Genomic DNA, 22450 nt, shown 5'->3' with positions numbered 1-22450 from the left:
CCAATATGAAATTACACCTGCCTGATCGCTCTGTTGACGTCTTCTCGGTTTTATACCGGGAGGAAAGCATCCAGGAATATGCTTTTAGAGACCTGAAAGAATTTATCAGGCTTTCAGAGGAGTACCGCTACACCGGGCTGCTGCTGTTCGAAAGCAACAGGGGCAACATCGAACCATGGGTATTTGCGCAGGCGGTGTTGAATAACTCGGAGACCTTGTCGCCATTCATCGCCGCCAACCCTGCATATATGCACCCCTTCCTGGTGGCAAAAAAGATACTTTCATTGGCCTCCTTATATCAGCGCAAGGTCTATATAAACTTTATCACCGGCACTTCCAAAACTGACCTGGCCGCCCTTGGGGATACCACGGCACACGATGACAGGTATAAAAGGCTGGTGGAGTTTATCCAGATCATCGACGGGCTGCTGAATGACGTCAAGCCCCTGACCTTTGACGGCAAGTTCTATAAATTGAAGAATGCCAAGCTATCCAGCAATCTGCCGGAAAAACTCAAGCCTGTGTTCTTTGTTGCGGGCGCTTCTGAAGAATCTTCCCAGGCTGCAAAGATCGTGGGCGCCAATAAAATGGGCATGGCCAAGCCGGTGGAAGGGTTGCAGCAAAGCGAGCTTGCGGAAAAACTACATTTCGGCCTGCATTTCGGCATCATCGCCAGGGAAAGCAGGGTGGACGCCACGGAAAGGCTCAATGAACTTTTTTACGGCACGGAAGAGGACAAGGACCTGATGGAATACTCCATGACCAACACGGACGGCAAATGGAAAAGGGAATTGAACGATTTTGCCGAGCTGCCGGACTCTACGTATAACCTGCAGCCCTTCAAGAACTTTAAATCGGACTGTCCCTATCACGTCGGAAGCTATGATGAGTTGTCGGATTCCATGGTGAGGTATGTCATCAACGGGTTCGATCCGCTGGTGATCGAAGTGCCTCCGGGCGAAGACGAGCTTTGGCACATTTCCAATGTATTAAAACTGACTGAACAGAAGATATGCAGCCAATATTATTCCGAAAAGCAGGCTGATCTGGTGTCCTGAGTGTCGGCGCCGGGGAATTATACAACCATTGCATCTTATCTTATGTCGAAAAATATTATAGTTGAGAATTATTGGCTGCATCGGTTTTCCGAACCCGTCACGCCACTGCAGCTGGGTATGAGCAGGGGTAAAGGATCTACCCGTCGCCTGAAGCGCATTTTGCTGCCGGAGGGTTTGATGACGAGGATCCGGGAGATAACGGGGGGAGCTGAGGCGGGCCGGTTGATCTATGGTTTGAGCGCGTGGGCGTACCTGCTGAGCGTGTACAGCGGCAACGAGGAAGTGATCGTGGTGACGCCGGAGCTGGGTGCAGGTGGTAATCTGTGCCTGGTACGGGGACGGCTGCGAGGGGAGCTAACGGTGAGGGAACTGTTGAAATTTTATAAGGACCTGGTTGGGGAGGCATTGCGTCACAGTGGATACGCTTACCGGGAGTTGGTGGAGAAGGTGCGTAAGGACAGAGGCTATGATTTGTCGGTGCTGCTGGAGGCGGGGTACGGTGATGGGGCGTTGCAGGATCTGTCGGAGCTGCCGGTGTGCGGCGTGATGTTGCGCCAGGAGAAGGAAGGGAGTGAGCTGGTGCTGGAATATGGCGAGTGGCTGGGAGAGGACTATGCGAGCCGGCTGGGGGGTAATTATGTCAGATTGCTGGAGTGGATGGCGGAACACGGGGGGGCGCAGCTAAGGGAGTTCGAGGTATTGCCGTATGCGGAAGCATTGTTACTGTCGGAGCAGATGAAGGGGCCGGAAGTGAGGATGGAGGAAGGACAGACGGTGGTAGATGTGCTGAGGTTGCAGGCGCTGCAGCATTGGGATCGTATATGTATAAAGGATAGCGAAGGAGAGATGACGTATGGGGATCTGGAAGAGCGGAGCAACCGGCTGAGCCGGGTACTGGTAGCGCTGGGGGTGGGAAGGGATGAGCTGGTGCCCGTGTGCATGCAGCGCGGAAGGGAGATGATGGTTGCCATCCTTGGGATATGGAAGGCGGGAGGAGGCTATGTGCCCGTGGACCCATCGTACCCGGATGAACGGATAAATTATATACTGGAGGATACGCAGGCGAAAGTATGGGTGAGCGCGGCAGCGGGAAGAGAGGGTTTGGGAGCCGGGCTGCGGCGGGTGACATTGGATGATGAGGAAATACTGGCGCAGCCGGGGATGGCGGTGGAGCGGAGATGGGATACCGGAGGGTTGGCCTATGTCATTTACACGTCGGGGTCGACGGGTCTCCCGAAGGGTGCAATGATCGAACATGGCGGCATGCTGAACCATTTGTATGCGAAGGTGGAGTTGTTAGGGATAGATGAGAGGAGCCGGATTGCGCAGAACGCGAAGGAGAGTTTTGACATATCGGTGTGGCAGATGTGGACTTCCTTGATGAAAGGGGGCGAGGTGGTGGTCTACGACAACGGAATATTGTTGTCGGTGGAAGGATTTATAAGGAAGGTGGCGGAAGATGGGATAACGGTGCTGGAAGTGGTGCCGAGCTATTTGACGGTGCTGCTGGATACGCTGGAGGAAACAGGGTTGGGAGTGGAGGGACTGGGTATGTTGCGCTGGCTGCTGGTGACGGGGGAGGAGCTGAAAGGGAAGCTGGTGGAGCGGTGGAAGGCCCGATATGGAGGAATAAGAATGGTGAATGCCTATGGGCCGACGGAAGCGTCGGATGACATTACACATTACTGCGTGGGAGGAGAGATGGAAGGTGACAGGATACCCGTGGGCAGGGTAATCCGGAACATGCGGATCTATATTATGGACGATCAGCTGCGTATGTGCCCCGTGGGTGTGAAGGGAGAGATCTGCGTGTCGGGTGCAGGCGTAGGCCGTGGATACTGGCGGGATGAGGAGAGAAGCAAGGCTGTGTTTAAAGAAGACCCGTACCTGAAAGGAGTGCGGATGTACCGGACGGGGGATGTTGGGCGGTGGCGGGAGGATGGGAACGTAGAGTATTATGGCCGCCGTGACCACCAGGTGAAGATACGGGGCCACCGGGTGGAACTGGGGGAGATAGAATATGAGCTGATGCGGATCGCGGGCGTGAAGGAGTCGGTGGTGGTCGATAGGGAAGATGAGCAGGGGAATAAATACCTGATAGGTTATGTGGTACGGGAGGAGGCTGATGGAAAGGAAGCGTACGACTGGCGCAGGGCCCTGGAAGGCAGGCTGCCCTTGCAGCTGATCCCGCGTGAAGTGGTGGAGCTTCAGCGGATGCCGTTGACGGAAAATGGGAAGATTGACCGGCGAAAGCTCCCGGAGCCGAAGGAGGAGGCAGGGGCCGGCATGAAAGGAGATGGGCACCGGGGGCCGTCGGATGAAGTGGAATCGGCGCTGGCGGAGATCTGGAAGGAGGTACTGGGTTTGGTGGAAGTGGGTGTAAGCGACAATTTTTTTGAGCTGGGAGGTCATTCGCTGAAAGCGACACAGGTGGCATCGCGGGTCAGAAAACGGCTGGGGGTAAGACTGGAAATACAGACCGTCTTCGAGTACCCCACTATCGAAGCGCTGGGCGGTGTTGTGAAAATGCGGGTCGGCAGCTCATATATCCCCATCCAGCGGGTGAGTGCACGGGAGCAATATGAAATATCCAATGCCCAGCGCCGCATCTGGATCATCGATCAGCTATCCGACAATAAAGCGCTTTATAACATCAGCCAGGCTTATGAGATAGACGGAACGCTCAACAGGCCTGCCCTGGAGAATGCGTATGCGGATATTGTACAACGACATGAATCATTGAGGACCTTATTCGCAGATAAAGGTGAAGAGGGACCGTGCCAGGTGATCGGCGAATACGATGAGGAAAAATTCAGGATCGCGTTCAGCGATATCTCAGCGCAGCCCGACGGCGATCTTCTGGCCGGGGAGGCCGTCCTGTCCGCGTCCCGGACCTGCTTTCACCTGGAAAAAGGTCCGCTTTTAAGCGTATGTGTCATACAGCGCGGCAGCCTGCGTCATTTGCTGGTGATAACCATGCATCATATCATTTCCGATGGGTGGTCCATGGAAGTATTCATAAAAGAGCTGTTATTATCGTACAACTACTATTCTTCCGGCCAGGGCGAAAGACTCGCGGATTTGAAGGTCCAATATAAAGATTATGTGCACTGGCAGGGCCTGCAATTGATGCAGCCGGAAACCGGCCTCATGAAGCAGTATTGGTTAGACAGGTTCCGGGGAGAGATACCCAGGCTGGACCTTCCCTTAGACAGGCAGCGGGGAGCCGTAAAAAAATATAGGGGGTCTTCGGTAAAAGTCATCCTGGATAAAGAACTATCCGGGAATACCTATGCATTCAGCCGGCATCATGGCGTCAGCTTATTCATGACCTTGCTCGCTGCAGTGAATGCGCTGCTGTACAAACATACGGGCCAGAAAGATATAGTCGTCGGCACGCCCGTGGCCGGAAGGGAACATCCTGACCTGGAAGGGCAGATCGGGCTGTTCATCAATACATTGCCCCTGCGCACGAAATTTAATGACGACCTGAGCTTTTCAGGACTGCTGGAAGCGGTGAGACAATGTGCGCTGGAGGCATATGCCAACCAGGCATACCCATTCGACAGACTGGTGGAAGACCTGGCCCTGGCCAGGGATCCCAGCAGAAGTCCTCTGTTCGACGCGATGATCATATTGAATGATGCAAGATCCCGGCAGAACCTGGAAGTTAGCTTGCATGATATCCGGGTCCGCCCTTTTACACCGGAAAGCCTCCACAGCGAATTCGATGTTTGCTTCCAATTCAATGAAAGGGATGAACATATTGAACTGAACATCACCTACGATGCGGATCTTTTTGTTCAAAGCACCATGCAATTGCTTGCCAGCCGTTTTTGCACCTTGCTGAGGTCCGCCTTGCAAGACAGCGGGACGCCGCTGGAAAGCCTGCAATGCATAGGAGAGGAAGAGCTGCATCGGCTATTGGTGGACTTTAACGATACTTTTGCGGAGGCCTCTCCCTGCAACAGCATCCTGGAAATGTTCGAACGACAGGCGGAATGCAGACCGGATGCCATCTCCGTTGTTCATGAAGATCGCAGCCTGACCTTCCGGCAGCTGGACCAATGGTCCAACCAGGTGGCTAACTTCCTTATAACGCAGCACCGGGTAAGTCCGGGCGATATCATAGGCCTGGAAATGGAGCGTACGGAATGGATGATCGCCGGCATCCTGGGAATATTGAAATCCGGGGCGGCTTATCTCCCTGTGGATCCTGCCTACCCGGCGTCCAGGAAGATCTTTATGCTGCAGGATGCCGGAGCGAAAGTCCTCATTGCGGATAAGCTTGTCAGCGCGGACAGCGCGGTTCCCGGAATTGCCACTATTTATCTCAGGGATGTATGGAGGAATATTGCACATGATCATAGCAGCAGCAAGCCGGAGATACACGGATCCGGCGAAGGGCTCCTGTATGTCATTTATACTTCCGGCTCGACGGGCATGCCCAAGGGCGTGATGATGGAGAATAAACCAGTGATAAACAGGATCGAATGGATGTGGAACCATTATGGTTTCGATCCGTCCGACGTCATCCTCCAGAAGACGCCCAACATATTCGATGTGTCCGTCTGGGAAATATTCATGCCCCTGTGCAAGGGCTGCAGGATGGCGCTGTGTAATAGCGCGCATGTTTACGAGCCGGAGCTTTTGATAAGTGACATCCGGCAATACGGGATCACCGCCCTTCATTTTGTTCCCGGCATGTATACCGAATTCCTGGAATACCTGCCGGCAGCCATTCCCATGGTTGCCAGCCTCAAATATGTCTTTGCAAGCGGCGAAGCGCTGAGCATTTCCACCGTGAAGCGGCATTACGAACTGCTGGATATTCCTCTGCATAATTTATACGGCCCTACCGAGGCGGCGGTGGATGTCAGCTATTATGAGACCAGCGCCTCCGATGACCGGGTGCCTATCGGAAAGCCCATCTGGAACATTAAATTATATGTGCTCGACGACAACCTGCGGCTGCAGCCCATCGGTGTCCCCGGAGAAATATGTATTGCCGGGAAAGGGCTGGCCAAAGGGTATCTCCACCGGCCTGACATTACCGCAGAAAAATTTGTCCCCAACCCGTTCGAAGAAGGAACATTGCTTTATCGTACGGGGGACATCGGCAGGTGGCTCGATGACGGCAATATTGAGTATACAGGCAGGAAAGATCACCAGGTCAAGATCAGGGGATTCAGGATTGAGCTGGGAGAAATCGAGGACAACCTGAGGAAGCACCCTTCCATCGGGGATGCAGTAGTAAGCATGCAGGGTCAGGAAGGGAGCAGGCACCTGGTGGCCTATTACCTGTCTCATCAGCCCGTCGACGATGTCCTTATCCGGCAGCACCTGGCCGGTCTGCTTCCCCCTTATATGATACCTTCCTTTTACAGGAGAATGGAAAGCTTCCCATTAACCGTCAGCGGCAAAGTCGACAGGAATGCGCTGCCGCTATTCGACGTCGACGGCACTGCCGTGGCACGGTCGTTGACCGCACCCGGTGATGAGATCGAACAGGCCATCTATGACGTCTGGACAGAGGTGCTGGGCATCGGCGCTACCGGGATCGATGAAAATTTCTTTCTCTCCGGCGGTGATTCCCTCAAGGCGATCCGGCTTGTTGCGCGGGTGAACGGCCAGCTGCATGCGGGCCTGCGCGTCAGCCACCTGTTCAGGCATCCCAGCATCCGGGAACTGGCTTCGGTGGCACAGAGCAACCTGCTCCTTCCCGAAGCGCCCGCGGCGGAACCTCTCCCGGGCCTGCCACGTTATGACTTGCCGCCATTGGTGGAAGACGCATATCCTTTAAGCGACATCGAGAAAGGCATCCTCTATTACAACCTCACAGGAGCCGCCGGGGGAATGTATAAGGACCAGTTCTGTTACCAGGTGAAAGATCCATCCTTCGATGAGATGACTTTGAAAAAGGCGTTCGCCCTGCTTATCCGGCGTCATCCTATCCTTCGCACGAGCTACGACATCAGGAACTTCCCGGAATTCTTACATCTCATATATGTCCCTGCTGCGGTGGAGATCGATGTCCGGCTGGAAGACCTATCCGGCATGAGCCGTATGGAGGCGGCCACCTGTCTGAAAGAACAGGTCCGAAGGGAAAGAGCTGTCCCATTCGATATTTCCTCTCCCGGCCTCTGGTATATGAGGGTATTCGCCCTTGGCAACGATGAATACTTTGTACTATGGGTATTCCACCACGCCATCCTGGACGGCTGGAGCAACGCCAGCCTGCTTACCGAGCTGGTGAATACCTATGAGGCGTTGAAAAAGGACCCCGGTTTCGTGCCTGCTCCCCTGCGGACGACTTTCAAGGATCATATCATCGAACAATACGGCGCCCGGCATTCCCCGGTCCTAAGGGATTTCTGGCTGCAGGAGCTGCATGACCACAGACGGACCGAACTGCCCTTCAATCGCACCGTGCCCAGCCATGATCAGGGCCCCAAGGACAGCGACGTATATACCTTTACGCTGGATAATGGATTGCTGGACAGCATAGCTGTAAGAACGCGGGTGAGCAAAAAAGTGGTTTGCCTGGCCGCCTTCAGCTATTTGCTAAAGCTGACCACCGGCGCCTCGGACATAGTCTTTGGCCTGGTGGGTAACCTGAGGATGGAGACGGAAGAGGGGGATGAGGTCCTTGGATGTTTCCTGAATACGCTGCCTTTCCGGGTGCAGCTGCCGCCGCACGCCAGCTTTGGAGCGATCCTGGAAGCTGTGCATGACCGTTATATCCGTCTCAAAGCGTATGACAAGCTGTCATTTGCGGAGGTCGCCCGGCTTTCCGGGAGCGAGGTTCATGGCATCAATCCCGTTTATGATATCATCTTCAACTATGTCGATCTGTCTGCCCTGGACGGACTGCGAACGGACGGTGTGCAGGTCATGGATCCCCTGGTGAAAGGATTTGAGAACACCAATACTTTCTTTGATTTTACCATCATTGCAGGGCCGCGCGAAGACAAGGTGGCGATGATCTTTTCCCCGGATATTTATGACCGTGAGGACCTGAAAAGGATCGAACACTACTATACCTCCCTGTTGCGGGGATTCCTCGATCCGGCGGGCCTGCCTGAGAGCACGGAGGTGCTGCCTGCCAGTGAAATGAACGACCTCCTCTACCGATTCAATGACACGGTGCAGGCATACCCTTCCCACCGGCTGATCCATCAACTGGTGGAGGAGCAGGCTGAAAAGACGCCCGACGGGACTGCCGTGATCACCGGGGACAAGTCTTTCTCCTACCGGGAATTGAACAGCAGGGCCAATTATCTTGCCCGCGTCCTCAGGAAGGAATATGGGGTAACTGACGGGGCCGTAGTGGCCTTATTGCTCGACCGCTCGGAATGGTTATTGATCTCCCTGCTGGGCGTATTAAAGGCCGGGGCTACCTATCTTCCTGTGGATAAGCAGTTGCCGCCGCAGCGGATAGACTTCCTCATCCGGGACAGCGGGGCGCGGCTGGTTCTGACCCATGGGGCAGGGGGCTATCTGCCGCCTGCCGGGGTTGCGCTCGCGCCTGTGGACCTCCGGTGCAGTGGAAATGCCGTGATGGGCCCCGCAACCTCCATCTCATCCGCTGCTGCGGCCTACCTGATGTATACCTCCGGGTCCACGGGACAGCCCAAAGGGGTGCTGGTATCCCATCGCTCGATCGTCAATTACCTGTGGGCGATGGATCGCCGGCTGCATCCTGACGCACATGACAGGATCATGGCGGTCACCACCTTCTCCTTTGATATTTCCATCACCGAGCTGATGCTCCCCCTGGTCACCGGCGCCTCGGTCATACTGATCAATGGGATGTCGGACCCATTCGAGGTCATCCAGCGGATGGAAAGCATGCAACCGACCCTCATGCAGGCGACGCCGACATTCTGGAGTATGCTGCGCAATGCCGGGTGGCAAGGCGACAGGAGGTTAAAATGTATCACCGGTGGCGAACTGCTGAATGTCAACCTGGGCAAATTCCTGCTGGCAAATTCGAAGGAATTGTGGAATTTTTATGGGCCTACCGAAACCACCGTGTGGTCCACTTCCCGGCAAATTACCTGTGAAGACCACCTGTATTCCATCGGCGCCCCACTGGATAATACCACTGTATATGTATTGGATGACCACCAACATCTTCTTCCCACAGGCGTGGTCGGCGAGGTCTACATCGGCGGCGACGGCCTGGCCATCGGGTACCACCAGCGGCCTGACCTGAACGAAGAAAAATTCCTTCCCCATCCCTGGGCCCCCGGCAAAAAGCTTTACAGGACAGGTGACCTGGGCCGCTGGACTGCCGATGGGAATATCCGGCTACAGGGCAGAAAGGATTTTCAGGTTAAGGTGAGAGGCTACCGGATAGAGCTGGAGGAGATCGGGCATGCCATCCGGAAATTCCCGGGTATAAAGGACGAGGTCGTCTTTGTCAGGGACAACCAGGGGGCCTCGGATATTCTGGCTTATTATACGGCATCCCGGCAGATAGATGAGCTGGAGCTGAAGGACTGGCTGAGCGCTCAGCTGCCTGCCTATATGATCCCGCATTTACTGGTCCGTGTGGAAGACCTTCCCACCACCAGCTCCGGGAAAACAGACTTTAATGCGCTGCGTGCGCTTGCCCTTTCCGGCACCATCGACAGGGAAGAAGAAGGCCCCGGTGATGAGATCGAAGAGGCTGTTGCGGGCATCTGGAAAGATGTCCTGTTATTCGAGAAAATAGGCATTCACGATAATTTCTTTAAAGCAGGCGGCGACTCATTAAAAAGCGTCAGGCTCCTGAACCTCCTTAACCAGCGGTTCCCGGACAGTTTTACCATAGCCTCTCTTTTTAGTCACGCCACCATTGCCTCTCAAAGCAGGATGATCCGGCGATCAGGCCCCGGCTATTCCAGTAAAGAAATGGAGATGAAGGAAATACCTTTTTAAATCTATTTATTCTGCAGGATTTATGGAAAGATCTATAGCTGTCATTGGATTTTCGGCACGGTTGCCCCAGGCGGACTCGGTGATGCAATTCTTCAAGAACCTGAGGTCTGCCATGGATAGCGTAAGGCCAGTCGACCTCAGGCGTATAAAGAACACCGGTCTGGCTGTGGATAAGGACTACCAGGTATTCGGCTATCTCGACGATATCGACCAGTTCGACTTTTCTTTTTTTGATATATCTCCCGGTGAGGCACAGAACATGGACCCAAGACAGAGGATGCTCCTGGAAACGGTTTACCATGCTTTTGAGAATGCCGGGTACAGCCCCGCGTTTTTTAACGGCAGCGACACCTCCTTATTCATGGCGGATGTCAACCTGGATTATCACCGGCTCGCCGTAGTGCGGGATGCCACCCTGGTGGCGGGTAACATGAACGCGATGACGGCGGGAAGGATCGCCCGGTATTTCAACCTGCGTGGTAAAGCACTGGCCATCGATTCCACCTGTTCCTCTTCGCTGGTGGCCCTGGAAGAAGCGTGTAATGACTTGATCCTGGGCAATAGCAAGCATGCCCTGGTATGTGGTGCGAGGCTCTCGCTCTTCCTTCCGGAAAAAGAACATGACCAGCATTATTTCGACGTCATGGCTCCTGATGGAAAAGCAAAGAGCTTTTCTGCGCAGGCCAATGGCCTTGCCGGGGGAGAAGCCGTTGCCTGTATCCTGCTCAAACCCCTGCAGGCCGCCCTGGATGACAACGATATTATCCATGCGGTGATCCGGGGCACGGCCGTGAACAGCGATGGCGCTCTTTCCGCCAGCCTCACCGCGCCGGATGCCGTCGCACAATCCGAAGTGATCAGGAAGGCCTGGTCAAAAGCAGGCATCGACCCGGAAGATATAGGATTTATAGAAGCACATGGGACGGGCACGAAGATCGGGGACCCCATCGAGATAGAAGGGCTTAATACTGCCTTTCGTGCATACACTCCCAGAAAAGGCTTTTGCGCCCTTTCCGCTGTCAAGACGAATATCGGTCATACGGACACGGTGGCAGGTCTGGCCGGTCTGATAAAGACCATCCTTTCGTTGAAGTATAAAGTGTTGTTCCCTTCCTTACATTTCGACAGGCCCAATCCCCTGATCGACTTTTCCAATAGCGCTGTATATGTCAACACGGCCTTTCGGGATTGGGAAGTTGCAGAAGGGAAGAAGAGGATCGCCGGCGTCAGCTCTTTTGGGTTGATGGGAACGAATTGCCATGCCGTCCTCGAGGAGGCTCCCGTGCGGGAGACTGTGCTACATGCAGTCGAAGAACAGCTCCCGGTGGTGCTGTCCGGGGGCAGCCAGGTCTCTCTCGAGCGCAATATACTCGCGTTGCGGGACCATCTTCTTGCCCATCCCGGGTTGTCCATGACGGATATCGCTTATACGATGGCGACAGGAAGAAAACATTTCGCGTACAGGCATGCCGTTGTCGCGTCCTCCACGGATGGGCTGTTGAATGGGCTTTCCACTACCGCCCTTCGCGGCCGGCCCGCCGGCGTGACCAGGAATATATTCGTATACTCCGGCATTACAGTCCAGGCTCCGCTGGTGGACCATTTCCGGGCCTGCCATCCCTTATTCGACCAGGCGTTCAGGGAATGCATGGCGCTGACGGAGATGAGAAATGGCCCTTTTAATGCATTTGCCTTTCAGTATGCCTTTCACAGGCTGCTGGGATCTGTCGGTGTCAGATCGAATTACCTGGTGGGTAACGGCATCGGAAAATGCGTGATCGCGGTGGTCAAAGGGGATGCGTCCCTGCAGGATGGGCTGCAAAAAGCCCTTGCCTTTGACGATACGGCGGCGCCAGGCGATATCGCGTCCAGGGTGGCAAAGCTCATCGACATGGAGACAGGCCGGCAGATGGTGAACTTTCTCGAGATGGGACCTGTGGGCGATATTTCCACCGCATTGCGGGAATGCCGGACGGAAAGCAGCCCCTACCGGGTGGTAACGCTGGATGAGGACCCCGCCGGCGCGTTTCATAGATATATAGCGGAAGCTTATATGGCCGGCAGCGACATCGACTGGAACCAGTATTTTCCGGTGAACGCATGCAGGATCGAGCTGCCCGGTTATCAATTCGACCGGAAGCGCTGCTGGATCGGTGAGCCGGCGCCTTTCCGGCTGGAATACCAATATACGCCCGCATGGACGCTTTATGCTCCCGCAGGTCCGACCAGCGCTCCCACCGATGAATGTATACTTGTCATGGCGGATACCCATGGCGTTGCGGATATAGTTATTGACAGGCTCCGGGCCGCAGGCAACCGGTGCATCCGGGTGTCTTACGGTGTCGGTTTTGAAATGCCGGATGACGATGCCTATATCATCAATGACAGATTGGAAGCGCACTACTCCTGCCTGGAGAACATGCTTCGGCAGAAAGGTATTGAGCTGACAGGGGTCATCCGTCTTCATTCATCCACGGACGATGTGTATGCCTCCTGCTTTAGCCAGGTGTTCCTTGCAAAGGCGCTTGCGGGCAGGCTCCAACGGCGCATAAAATTCTTAAATGTTACTTTCAACGGGCAGCGGGTGACCGATGGAGACCGGCTGTCCATCCCCGACAGCGTATCCGAAGCATTTTTCAAAAGCCTGCTGTCTGCCTATCCCGGAGCAGTCATCGGCTCCGTTGATTTCAACACGGACACCGACACTATCGATGATATTGCAGCATATATACTGTATCAATATAATGACAAGGACGATCTCCGGTTCTTTGCCTACCGTTCCGGCCGGCGTTATGTGAAACAACTGACGGCTGTTCCACCGGACAGCCTGCCCGCCTATCATTTCCCGCCAGACGCAGTGTACCTGGTAACAGGAGGGGGTACGGGTATGGGCATGCAGCTCTGCCGCACCATCGCCCGGCAGTCGCGCGGACATTTTATCATCATCGGAAGGACTGCCGTCGGAGAAAAAGAAAAATGGGAGGAGCTCCTGCTTAACAGTAGGGACGAGGGATTGAAAGAACGGATCAGGGACCTGCAATATCTGGAAAATGCGGGCTCTTCCGTGGAATACCGCTCTGCCGATGTGGCCGACGAACCCGCCATGCGGGCGATAGCTACCTCCATGGCCGCTGAATATGGCAGGATCACGGGGATCATTCATGGGGCGGGGAACTTACCGAAAGCGGCGGATGCCGCCGCAGGGCATCGCACGATAGAAGAGAGCATGGCTGTATTACGACCTAAGATCGAAGGCGTGAAAAACCTGGAAAAGCTCTTTGGGATCCTGAAACCTGACTTTTTTATATTATCCTCTTCCCTCAATGCATGGGTGCCCCAGAAAGACAGTTGGGAATACACGGTTGCCAATGCTTACCTGGATGCATTTGCAAACGATTGCTTCCACGAAAAAGGTATGCGCATGCTTTCGGTGAACTGGCCCGTTTGGGCCGGCACGGGCATGGGCAGGGACACCTCCAAGACAAGCTACAACAAGCGCGCGGGAATATTGAAGGCCATCACTGCCGCGGAAGGGGCGGAAGTTTTCCAGCACCTCGCAGGTTTCAAGGGCCCGAATATGGTGGTGGCCAACGCACTGTTTCGCCAGTCGTCCAATCCCTACTTCCTGGTGGATGACGGCGGGGGCACGGGCTCCGGTGTATCAACGGAGACGCTCATGCGCGATGAGACCGCCGGCATGGGCCCGCGGGAAGCTTATTCAGTTACGGCGCCGGACCAGGTACTGCTGTATGTCATTGATGTGTGGAAAGAAGTGCTCAGGCACGCCAATATATCGGCCACTGACGACTTCTTCGAGATTGGCGGCCATTCGCTCAACGGGTCCAGGGTCCTGGTGAGGCTCAACGAAATGTTTGGCCTGTCCATGGATTTTGAAACCTTACTGGAATACGGCCAGGCCGGGCAGCTGGCGGCCTATATACATGCCCAATGCAACCCCACGGCGGAAGAGAGCGGGCTGACCATCCAGCCTGCGCCTATTCGCAGCAGCTATGAAATGTCGGACAGCCAGCGAAGGATCTGGGTCTTGCAGCACATTGGAAAGGAGACCAATGCGTATAATATCACCCGGGCATACCGGATAAAAGGCGCAGTGGATATCTCGGGATTTTCGGAAAGCTATGACCTGGTGGTCCGGCGGCATCAGGCACTGAGGACAACCTTTATCGAAGCAGAGGGTACGTGGAGACAGGTGATCCACCCTGAGGGTGGAGCGGCCGGCGCATCCGCTTCCGATGGCGGCGCCACCGGAAAGCTAAGCCTGCTGGACCTCAGCCATGAGTCCAATGCAGAAATGCTGGCGACCACCCGACTCAGGGAAGAAGGCGCATGGATGTTCCATCTCGACAAGGGGCCGCTGGTGAGAGCGCAATTGATAAAGCTTTCCGATAAGGAATTCATCTTCCTCTTCAGCATGCACCATATCATTTCGGATTTCTGGTCCTGCGAGGTCTTTGTCAATGACCTGGTGCGTATCTACCATGCGCCTGCAGGCAGGCGAAAGGATATTTTGCCGCCCTTGCCTATCCAATACAAGGATTTCTCGGTATGGCAACACCGGGAGCTGGCCGCAGGGACCCTTGCCGCCTCCCGGACATATTGGAAAGAACAGCTGATGAATGCCCCCGTAGTCAATCTGCCGTTAGACTTCTCCAGGCCGGCTGTCAAGACCTATCATGGCCAGACCTTCCGCCATTTTTTTGACCAGGAGGCGACCGCTGCTTTGGACCTGCTCAGCAGGCAGCAGCAAGCCAGCCTGTTCATGGTGCTGGTATCGCTAATCGACGTGCTGATCTATAAGTATACGGGTCAATCAGATATTGTCATCGGGACTCCTGTGGCCGGCCGGCCGCTGCCGGAGCTGGAGCACCAGATCGGGTGTTATGTCAATACTATTGTCCTGAGATCGCGTTTTCCAAAGGATGCAAAGTTCACCGACCTCCTGCGTTCGGTGCGGGAGACCTGTCTGAAGGCCTATGCCAACCAGACGTACCCTTTCGATAGATTGATCGAAGACCTGGACCCAGTTAAAGATGCAGGCAGAAACCCCTTGTTTGACATTTGCGTGGTATTGCAGAACACGGATTTCAACGGGGCCGATGGATTTGCCATAGACGGTTTTGAGATAGAAGGCATTGCCCTGGAAGACCACACCAGCAAGTTCGATCTGAACTTTACTTTCCAACGGCATGCGGGCGGCTTACAGCTGAACATAGAATACAACACCGATCTTTTTGCAGCTGCCAGGATTGTTCAGCTGGCAGGCCATTTAGACCGGATCGTTGCCGCGACGGTTGCCCGGCCGGAAATAGATATCAGTGAGATCAACTTTTTGTACCCGGAAGAACTCCAAGCCCTTCTACGGCAGGAACAGGCGGCCTACCCATCGGGATTGACGCCCATCGACCTGTTTGAAACCAACGCGGCCCTTGCACCGGATAAGATCGCCCTCACCTGCAATACGGTGCAGCTGAGCTATCACCGGCTGAACCAGTGGGCCAACCAGCTGGCAAGCTACCTTCATGACAAACATGCCATCGGCGTGGGTGACTTCGTAGGCTTGCTGGTCGACAGGTCTGAATGGTCGGTGGTCGCCATGTTCGGAATAATGAAGTCAGGCGCTATCTATGTACCGCTGGACCCTTTATATCCTCCGGAAAGGATCCGGTATATCATCCAGGATGCAGGTATCAGGACATGTATCGCGGAGGATGAGGGTATGATCGAAACATTTGGACTCGACAGGGACAGTACCATCTTCCTTCGTCAGGAATGGGACGACATCGCCGCCTGTCCTTCGTATAACCCGGCCCGTACTATCGGCCCGGCGGACCCGGCCTATGTCATCTACACGTCAGGGTCCACGGGGATGCCCAAGGGCGTAGTGGTAGACCATGGCAACTTGACCCGCCTGTTTGTAAACGATCAATTCCCTTTCCTGTTCAAAGACACCGACACCTGGACCCTTTTCCATTCCATGTGCTTCGATTTTTCCATCTGGGAGATATTCGGCGCATTGCTGTATGGTGGCAGGCTCGTGGTTGCTGACAAGGATACTGTCCAGAACCCTTCCCTCTTTCTCCGTCTTCTTGAAAGGGAAGGAGTCACCGTGCTGAACCAGATACCGACCCTTTTCGGCAATCTGCTGCAGGCCATCGGGGAGAGAAAGGATTGCAGGCTGCAGTTGCGGTATGTGATATTCGGTGGTGAGGCTTTGAACCCCGGCAAGCTAAAGGATTTTCACTATCGCTGGCCTGACGTGGAGCTTGTCAATATGTACGGCATCACGGAAGTCACGGTGCACGCCACCTATAAAAAGATCACTGGAAAGGAGATCGCGGAAGGCATCAGCAATATCGGGCAGGCCATTCCCACTACCAGCATTTATATCATGGACGAGGAGCACAGGATGCTGCCTGCCGGGGTGCCCGGTGAAATAGTAGTGGGGGGTAAAGGAGTTGCCAAAGGTTATCTTTACAAGCCTGAACTCACCGCCGGCCGATTTATACAAAACCCATACGATCCTGCAGACCGCCTGTACTGTTCCGGCGATGTCGGTATGCGGCTTTGGAATGGAGATATCCAATATCTCGGCAGAAAAGACCACCAGGTGAAAGTACGGGGCTTCCGTATAGAGACGGGCGAGATAGAGACTGCGTTATTACGGACCAGCGGTGTCAGAGAGGCGCATGTGGTGGCCAAAAGAGAGGCGAACGACGATTACAGCCTGATAGCATTTATCAGCGGGACCAGCGATGTCCGCCCGATACGAGCAGAAATAATGGCGATCCTTCCTCCTTACATGATCCCGGCCTATTTTGTGGTACTGGACGAGTTCCCGCTGACACCCAGTGGCAAGGTCGACAAAAAGGCGCTGTTGCTGAACATGCAGCTGCAGGCATATGCCGGACCGGAATACCAGGCAGCCAGGGACAACCTGGAGCAGGAGCTGGTGGAATGCTGGAAGGAAGTGCTCTCCAGGGACGATGTCGGGATCCATGCCAACTTCTTTGAATTGGGCGGCGACTCGATAAAGGCCATTCGGCTGTCCATGGCCATTAATAAGAGAATAGCGACGGATGCCGTCGACGTGCGGACGCTGTTCCTCCATCCCACGGTAGCGGCCGTGGCAGACCAAATACGTTATGCCGGGGAGAATGCGCAGGCGCAAGCGGGAGGTAAAGACAGCATCACAGCCAGCATAGAGCAATTGAAGACCAGCCTGCTTTCAGACCCCACGCTGGCGCAGCGCCTGCCAGCGGGATGGGAGGATGTCTATCCAATGAGTGATATCGAGCTCGGCATGGTCTTTCACAATATGTCGGATGCCACGTCGGCCATTTACTGCGATCAGTTCTTCTTCCAGGTCGAAGACCCCACTTATGACCATGCATTGTTTGTACAGGCTTTCCATCAATTGATAGACAAGCATGAGATACTCCGCACGAGCTTCCATCTGAATGAATTCGCGATACCCGTGCAGATAGTCCACCGTACGGCGGCTATGAGAAAGGACATCCCTTTCGAAGATATCAGCAGGCTGTCCCGCCAGGAGCAGCAGCAACGGATCAGGCAAGACCTGAAAGAAGACAAGGACACCCCCTTCGATATCGTTTCACCAGGCCTTTGGAGAATGAAAGTTTATGCATTATCCGGATATGAACAGGGAATATTATGGACTGACCATCACGCGATCATCGATGGGTGGAGCAACGCTTCCCTGCTCACCGAGCTGAGCAATGTATATTTCCGGCTCAAATCCGATGCCGCCTACAAGGTCACCCGGCTGCGCGCCAGCTATAAGGACTTTATCATCGACCAGCTCCGCTTTCAGCAGGTGCCGGAGATCACCCGGTATTGGCAAAACGAGCTGCTGGATTATGAGCGGGCCGATTTTCCCTTTAACAAATCCCTTCCTTCCGCCGGGGACCAGAAAGAATTTGGAAGGCGCAATACCCCGTTTGGCCTGGAGCTGTCGCGGATGATACGTGCCTATGCCGTCCGTCATGGGGTGACGATAAAGGAGGTCTGTCTGACGGCATTCCTATACCTGTTGAAATATACCAACAATGCCAACGATGTTACCATCGGGCTTGTCGCCAGCGGCAGACCGGAAGTGGAAGATGGCGATAAGATACTCGGATGCTTCCTGAATACAGTGCCCTTCCGTCATAAATTCGACAAAGCTTCCTCTCCTGCGGCGACAGTGGCCGCCATCAGCCAAAAGGTCAAACAACTGAAATCCTATGATAAGCTCACGCTGCCAGGCATACTAAAAGCCATCGGTGAAGAGGTCACTATGCAGAACCCGATATATGACATCATATTTAACTATATCGAGTTCCATATCATGGGAGAGATCCATGAGCACACGAAGATCAACCGGTCCGGCGTGTATTTCTATGAGATAGTGAACACGAACTTCAATTTTATCGTCGATGGTTATAAAGAGGACATATTCCTTATAATCGCTTACCTGGACGGGCTTTTTACAGCGGCCGAGATCGATGACCTTGTTCTTTACTATCAAAGGATTCTCCGGTGTATCGTCGATGAAAAGCCTGTTCTTTCAGGCGCCGATGTGACAGGTGGCGGGCAGGTTGTTGCCTTGGCGGACGTATCCGCAAAGACACAGCCGGCGTTCCCCGCACTGGCAGTGCATGAGTTGTTCTCCCTTCAGGCGGAAAGAACGCCGGATGCAACGGCCATTGTCTATGCCGGCCGGAGGCTCAGCTATGCTACCCTGGAAGATGTGTCGGACAGGCTGGCGGCTTACCTGCGGGATGTATCCGGGGTAAAGCCCAATGACCTGTCAGCCGTGCTGCTGGATCGCAGCGATTGGATGATCATCGCCATCCTGGCTGCGCTGAAAGCCGGAGCTGCTTATGTGCCTATCGACCCCTCCCTGCCGTCACAACGGATCGATCATATGCTGAAGGATGGAAATATAAAGGTCGTCCTGACTACCAGCGAGCTGATGTTCTCTGTATTGGAGTATTTCAACGGGCAGATATTTGCCATGGACCTTCAACTGGACGGGCTTCCGCAGCCGGCTTCAAAATATAGGGTCCCTGCCTGCGAAGATCAGGTGGCGTATGTCGTTTATACATCGGGGTCTACAGGAAAGCCGAAAGGCGTGATGGTGGAACATGCATCGCTACGCAACCTGTGCAGCTGGCACATAAGGACTTTTGAGACCCATGCTGACAGCAGGGCCACCCTGTACGCCGGTGTCGGCTTTGATGCTTCCGTCTGGGAGCTGTGGCCTTACCTGCTCAGCGGCGCCACCTTATTCCCCATCGAAGAACCGCTGAGGCTGGATATGGTTGCATTTGCGGCATTCCTCCGGAAAGAGGCCATTACGCATGTCTTCCTTCCCACGCCCGTGTATGAACAGATGGTACGCCAACAGCTGCCGCTGGATAAGGAGATGTGGATACTCACCGGCGGAGACACATTGCGGACCTTTCACCCGGAACATAAGATCGTCAATAACTATGGCCCTTCCGAGAACACGGTGGTGGCTACTTCCTGCCGGCTGACAGCTGCCGCTGCGGCGCCTATTCCAATCGGAAAACCCATCGATAACGTCGATGTATATATCCTCAGCGAGGAGCTGGATATCCTCCCCCGCGGGACCATCGGGGAGATTTGCCTCTCGGGGAAAGGGCTGGCGAAAGGCTACCTGGGCCTGCCGGGACTGACGGCTGAAAAATTCGTTCCCCATCCTTTTAAAGAAGGCCAGCGGCTATACAGGACGGGGGATCAGGGAAGATGGCTGCCGGGGGATACCATCGAATTCAAAGGCCGCCGGGACGATCAGCTGAAGATCAACGGTTATCGTATCGAACTGGGTGAAATAGAGACGCGTATCCGGGATTACGATGCCGTAAAGGACGCCGTGGTCCTGGTGAAACAGACGGCCGAAGGAGATAAGGAGCTGACAGGCTATGTCGTGACGGACACACCCGATATCCTGCCCGGGCTGAAAGCATTCCTGCAGGCATCACTGCCTCAATATATGCAGCCTTCGGGGTTTATCCTGCTCGAAGAAGCGCTGCCCCTCACACCCAACGGAAAGTTGGACAAGAAATACCTGGCGGAGCTGGGATCGGTGGAAACATCTTCCGGTGCGACAACCATTGGACCCCGTAATCCCATCGAAGAACAGCTGGCTGCCCTCTGGCAGGACAAGCTGGGACATGGGGATATCGGCATCTTTGATAACTTCTTTGCCATCGGCGGGGATTCCATCAAAGCCATCAGGTTGGTGGTGGATATCAATAAGACCTTTGGGTCCAGCCTGGAGATAAAGGATATTTTCGAGCACCAGACCATTGCTGGCTTGGCCGGCTGCCTGGAGATACCGGTCGTTGCTACCGTCCCTGTCCGGGCAGATCTGTTGCAGGGATCCCCGTCAATCAACAAGCTCCGCGAGGAGATAACCGGCGATCCCACGCTTTCCCGGCTGCTGCCGTCCGGGTGGGAAGACCTGTTCTCCGTCAGCGATATTCAAAAAGGCATGCTGTATCACAGCCAGCTGCACGCGGCTTCCGGCGTATTCAAGGATTACTTCCTTTACCAGATAGAGGACGAATCCTTTGACCTGGATATTTTCCGTAATGCCTTTGCCCTTTTGGTGGACAAACACCCTATGCTGCGAACCAGCTTCAACACCGGCGACTTCTCCGAGCCTGTCCAGATCGTGCATACCGGCGGATCATTTGTCATAGACATGGATATCACGGATATGCGCATGCGCGATGAGGAGGAGCAGCGGAAGGCTATGCTGGCCTTCGTCGCCAGGTATCACCAGCCATCCTTCGATCTTGCCAACCCAGGATTGTGGCGGCTCGCCATCGCCCGTCTGGACGAGCACGACTACTGCATATTATGGGTTGTCCATCACGCCATCATCGACGGGTGGAGCAACTCCTCCCTCATGACAGAATTGACCAATGTATATTACAGGCTAAAAGAAGATCCGGCCTTCAGACCCGGCCTGCTGAAAGCGTCTTATAAGGATTTTATCATCGATCAGCAGCGGCATAAGATTTCTGAAAAGACGAGGAACTTCTGGGCCAGTGAGATGGAGGGGTATAAAAGGACGGGCCTGCCCTTTAACAAGCAGTCCGCGATGCTGGAGAGCGACAAGGTCACCAGGAGGTTTACCATCGACCTGGACGAGGGCCTGGCCCATGCCGTGGCCGGCTTTGCGGGGCGGCAGGAGGTCAATGTCAAGATCGTATATTTTTCCGCGTTCCTATATCTTATAAGATCGATCGTTAATACGGAAGAGGTCGTCATCGGCCTGGTATCCAACAGCCGGCCAGCCGTAGAGGACGGAGACAAGATCGTCGGCTGCTTCTTAAATGCCATCCCTTTCCGCTGGGATTTTTCCCGGGCGACCGCGCCGGCGGGCCTTGTCCACAGCATCAGTGAAAAGCTGGCGTTGCTGACAGCCTATGATAAGCTGTCCTTCTTTGAAATCATTAAAAGCATTGGAGAAGAAGCCTCCGGCGTAAACCCTGTGTATGACATCCTTTTTAATTTTGTAGACTTTCATATCTACCGGGGCGTCCACGCCAATACGAAGTCAAAGCTGCCTCTCGTGGACAGTTTTTACGAAAATACCAACACCTTTTTTGACTTTACGATTATCAAGTCAGGCGATGATATACGTGTCAGTATTTCCTACGCGACCGACCTGTACAGCGAGAAAGAGCTGCAGCGTGCCGCCGGGTATTTTATCAGGATCCTCACCTCTTTCACCATGTATGAGCAGCGGACTTTAAGCGTCGATGCAGTGATGGATGAGAAAGAGAAAGAGAAATTGCTGACCCTCCATGAGAGCGGTGCCAGGAGATGGGATAATGACGATACGGTGCTGCAGTTGTTTGAGGAGCAGGCGGCTCGATATCCTGCTGCGGTGGCGGTACGGTCGGGAGGTGAGGGGATGAGCTATGGGGAACTGGACAGGCGGAGCAACCGTGTGGCGCATGCGCTGCTGGGTAGAGGCCTGCGCCGTGAGGAGCTGGTGTGTCTCTGCGTGGAGCGGGGATTTGAGATGATCGTTGGGATCCTTGGGATCATGAAGGCGGGAGGTGCGTATGTGCCGGTAGATCCCGATTATCCTGAAGAAAGGATCAATTATATGGTATCGGATAGTGAAGCCCGGTACGTGCTGAGACAGGAAGATGTGCGGCTTATGTGGGGCGATGGTATGGCGGATGGTCCGGTGGGCGTGAAGGTTGGCAGCGGGGAGCTGGCGTATGTGATGTATACCTCCGGTTCGACAGGCCGCCCGAAGGGCGTGATGGTGGAACATAGAGGGGTTTCCAACCGGATGCAGTGGGGACAACGATATTTTGCATTAGGACCCGGTGATGCTGTCTTACAGAAGACGACCTATTGCTTCGATGTATCGGTGTGGGAGCTGCTGGGCCCGC

The 22450-nt window shown here is 54.6% G+C and carries 3 protein-coding genes; all 3 read left to right on the top strand.

The annotated features are described in order from the left end of the window. Window positions 1-5: 5 nt before the first annotated feature. Complete coding sequence (locus Q4E93_RS34235) at window positions 6-1058, top strand: LLM class flavin-dependent oxidoreductase (protein WP_303592613.1); 1053 nt, start codon at window positions 6-8, stop codon at window positions 1056-1058. A 42-nt stretch (window positions 1059-1100) separates the two neighbouring features. After that, on the top strand, window positions 1101-9983 hold the full coding sequence (locus tag Q4E93_RS34230) for a non-ribosomal peptide synthetase (protein ID WP_303592611.1): 8883 nt from the start codon (window positions 1101-1103) through the stop codon (window positions 9981-9983). 22 nt (window positions 9984-10005) lie between these two features. After that, window positions 10006-22450: non-ribosomal peptide synthetase (locus Q4E93_RS34225; protein ID WP_303592609.1), on the top strand; the 12445-nt coding region annotated here is incomplete at its 3' end.

Origin of the sequence: Flavitalea plasmicola, from assembly GCF_030546645.1 — a bacterium.
Lineage (GTDB): Bacteria > Bacteroidota > Bacteroidia > Chitinophagales > Chitinophagaceae > Puia.
Note: the sequence above shows the minus strand (reverse complement) of the source record. Positions and strands in the feature narration are given on the sequence as shown.

Excerpts from the sequence above, each read along its gene's own strand:
- Q4E93_RS34230 (WP_303592611.1), top strand. The coding sequence starts at position 1,101 with ATGTCGAAAAATATTATAGTTGAGAATTATTGGCTGCATCGGTTTTCC.
- Q4E93_RS34235 (WP_303592613.1), top strand. The coding sequence starts at position 6 with ATGAAATTACACCTGCCTGATCGCTCTGTTGACGTCTTCTCGGTTTTA.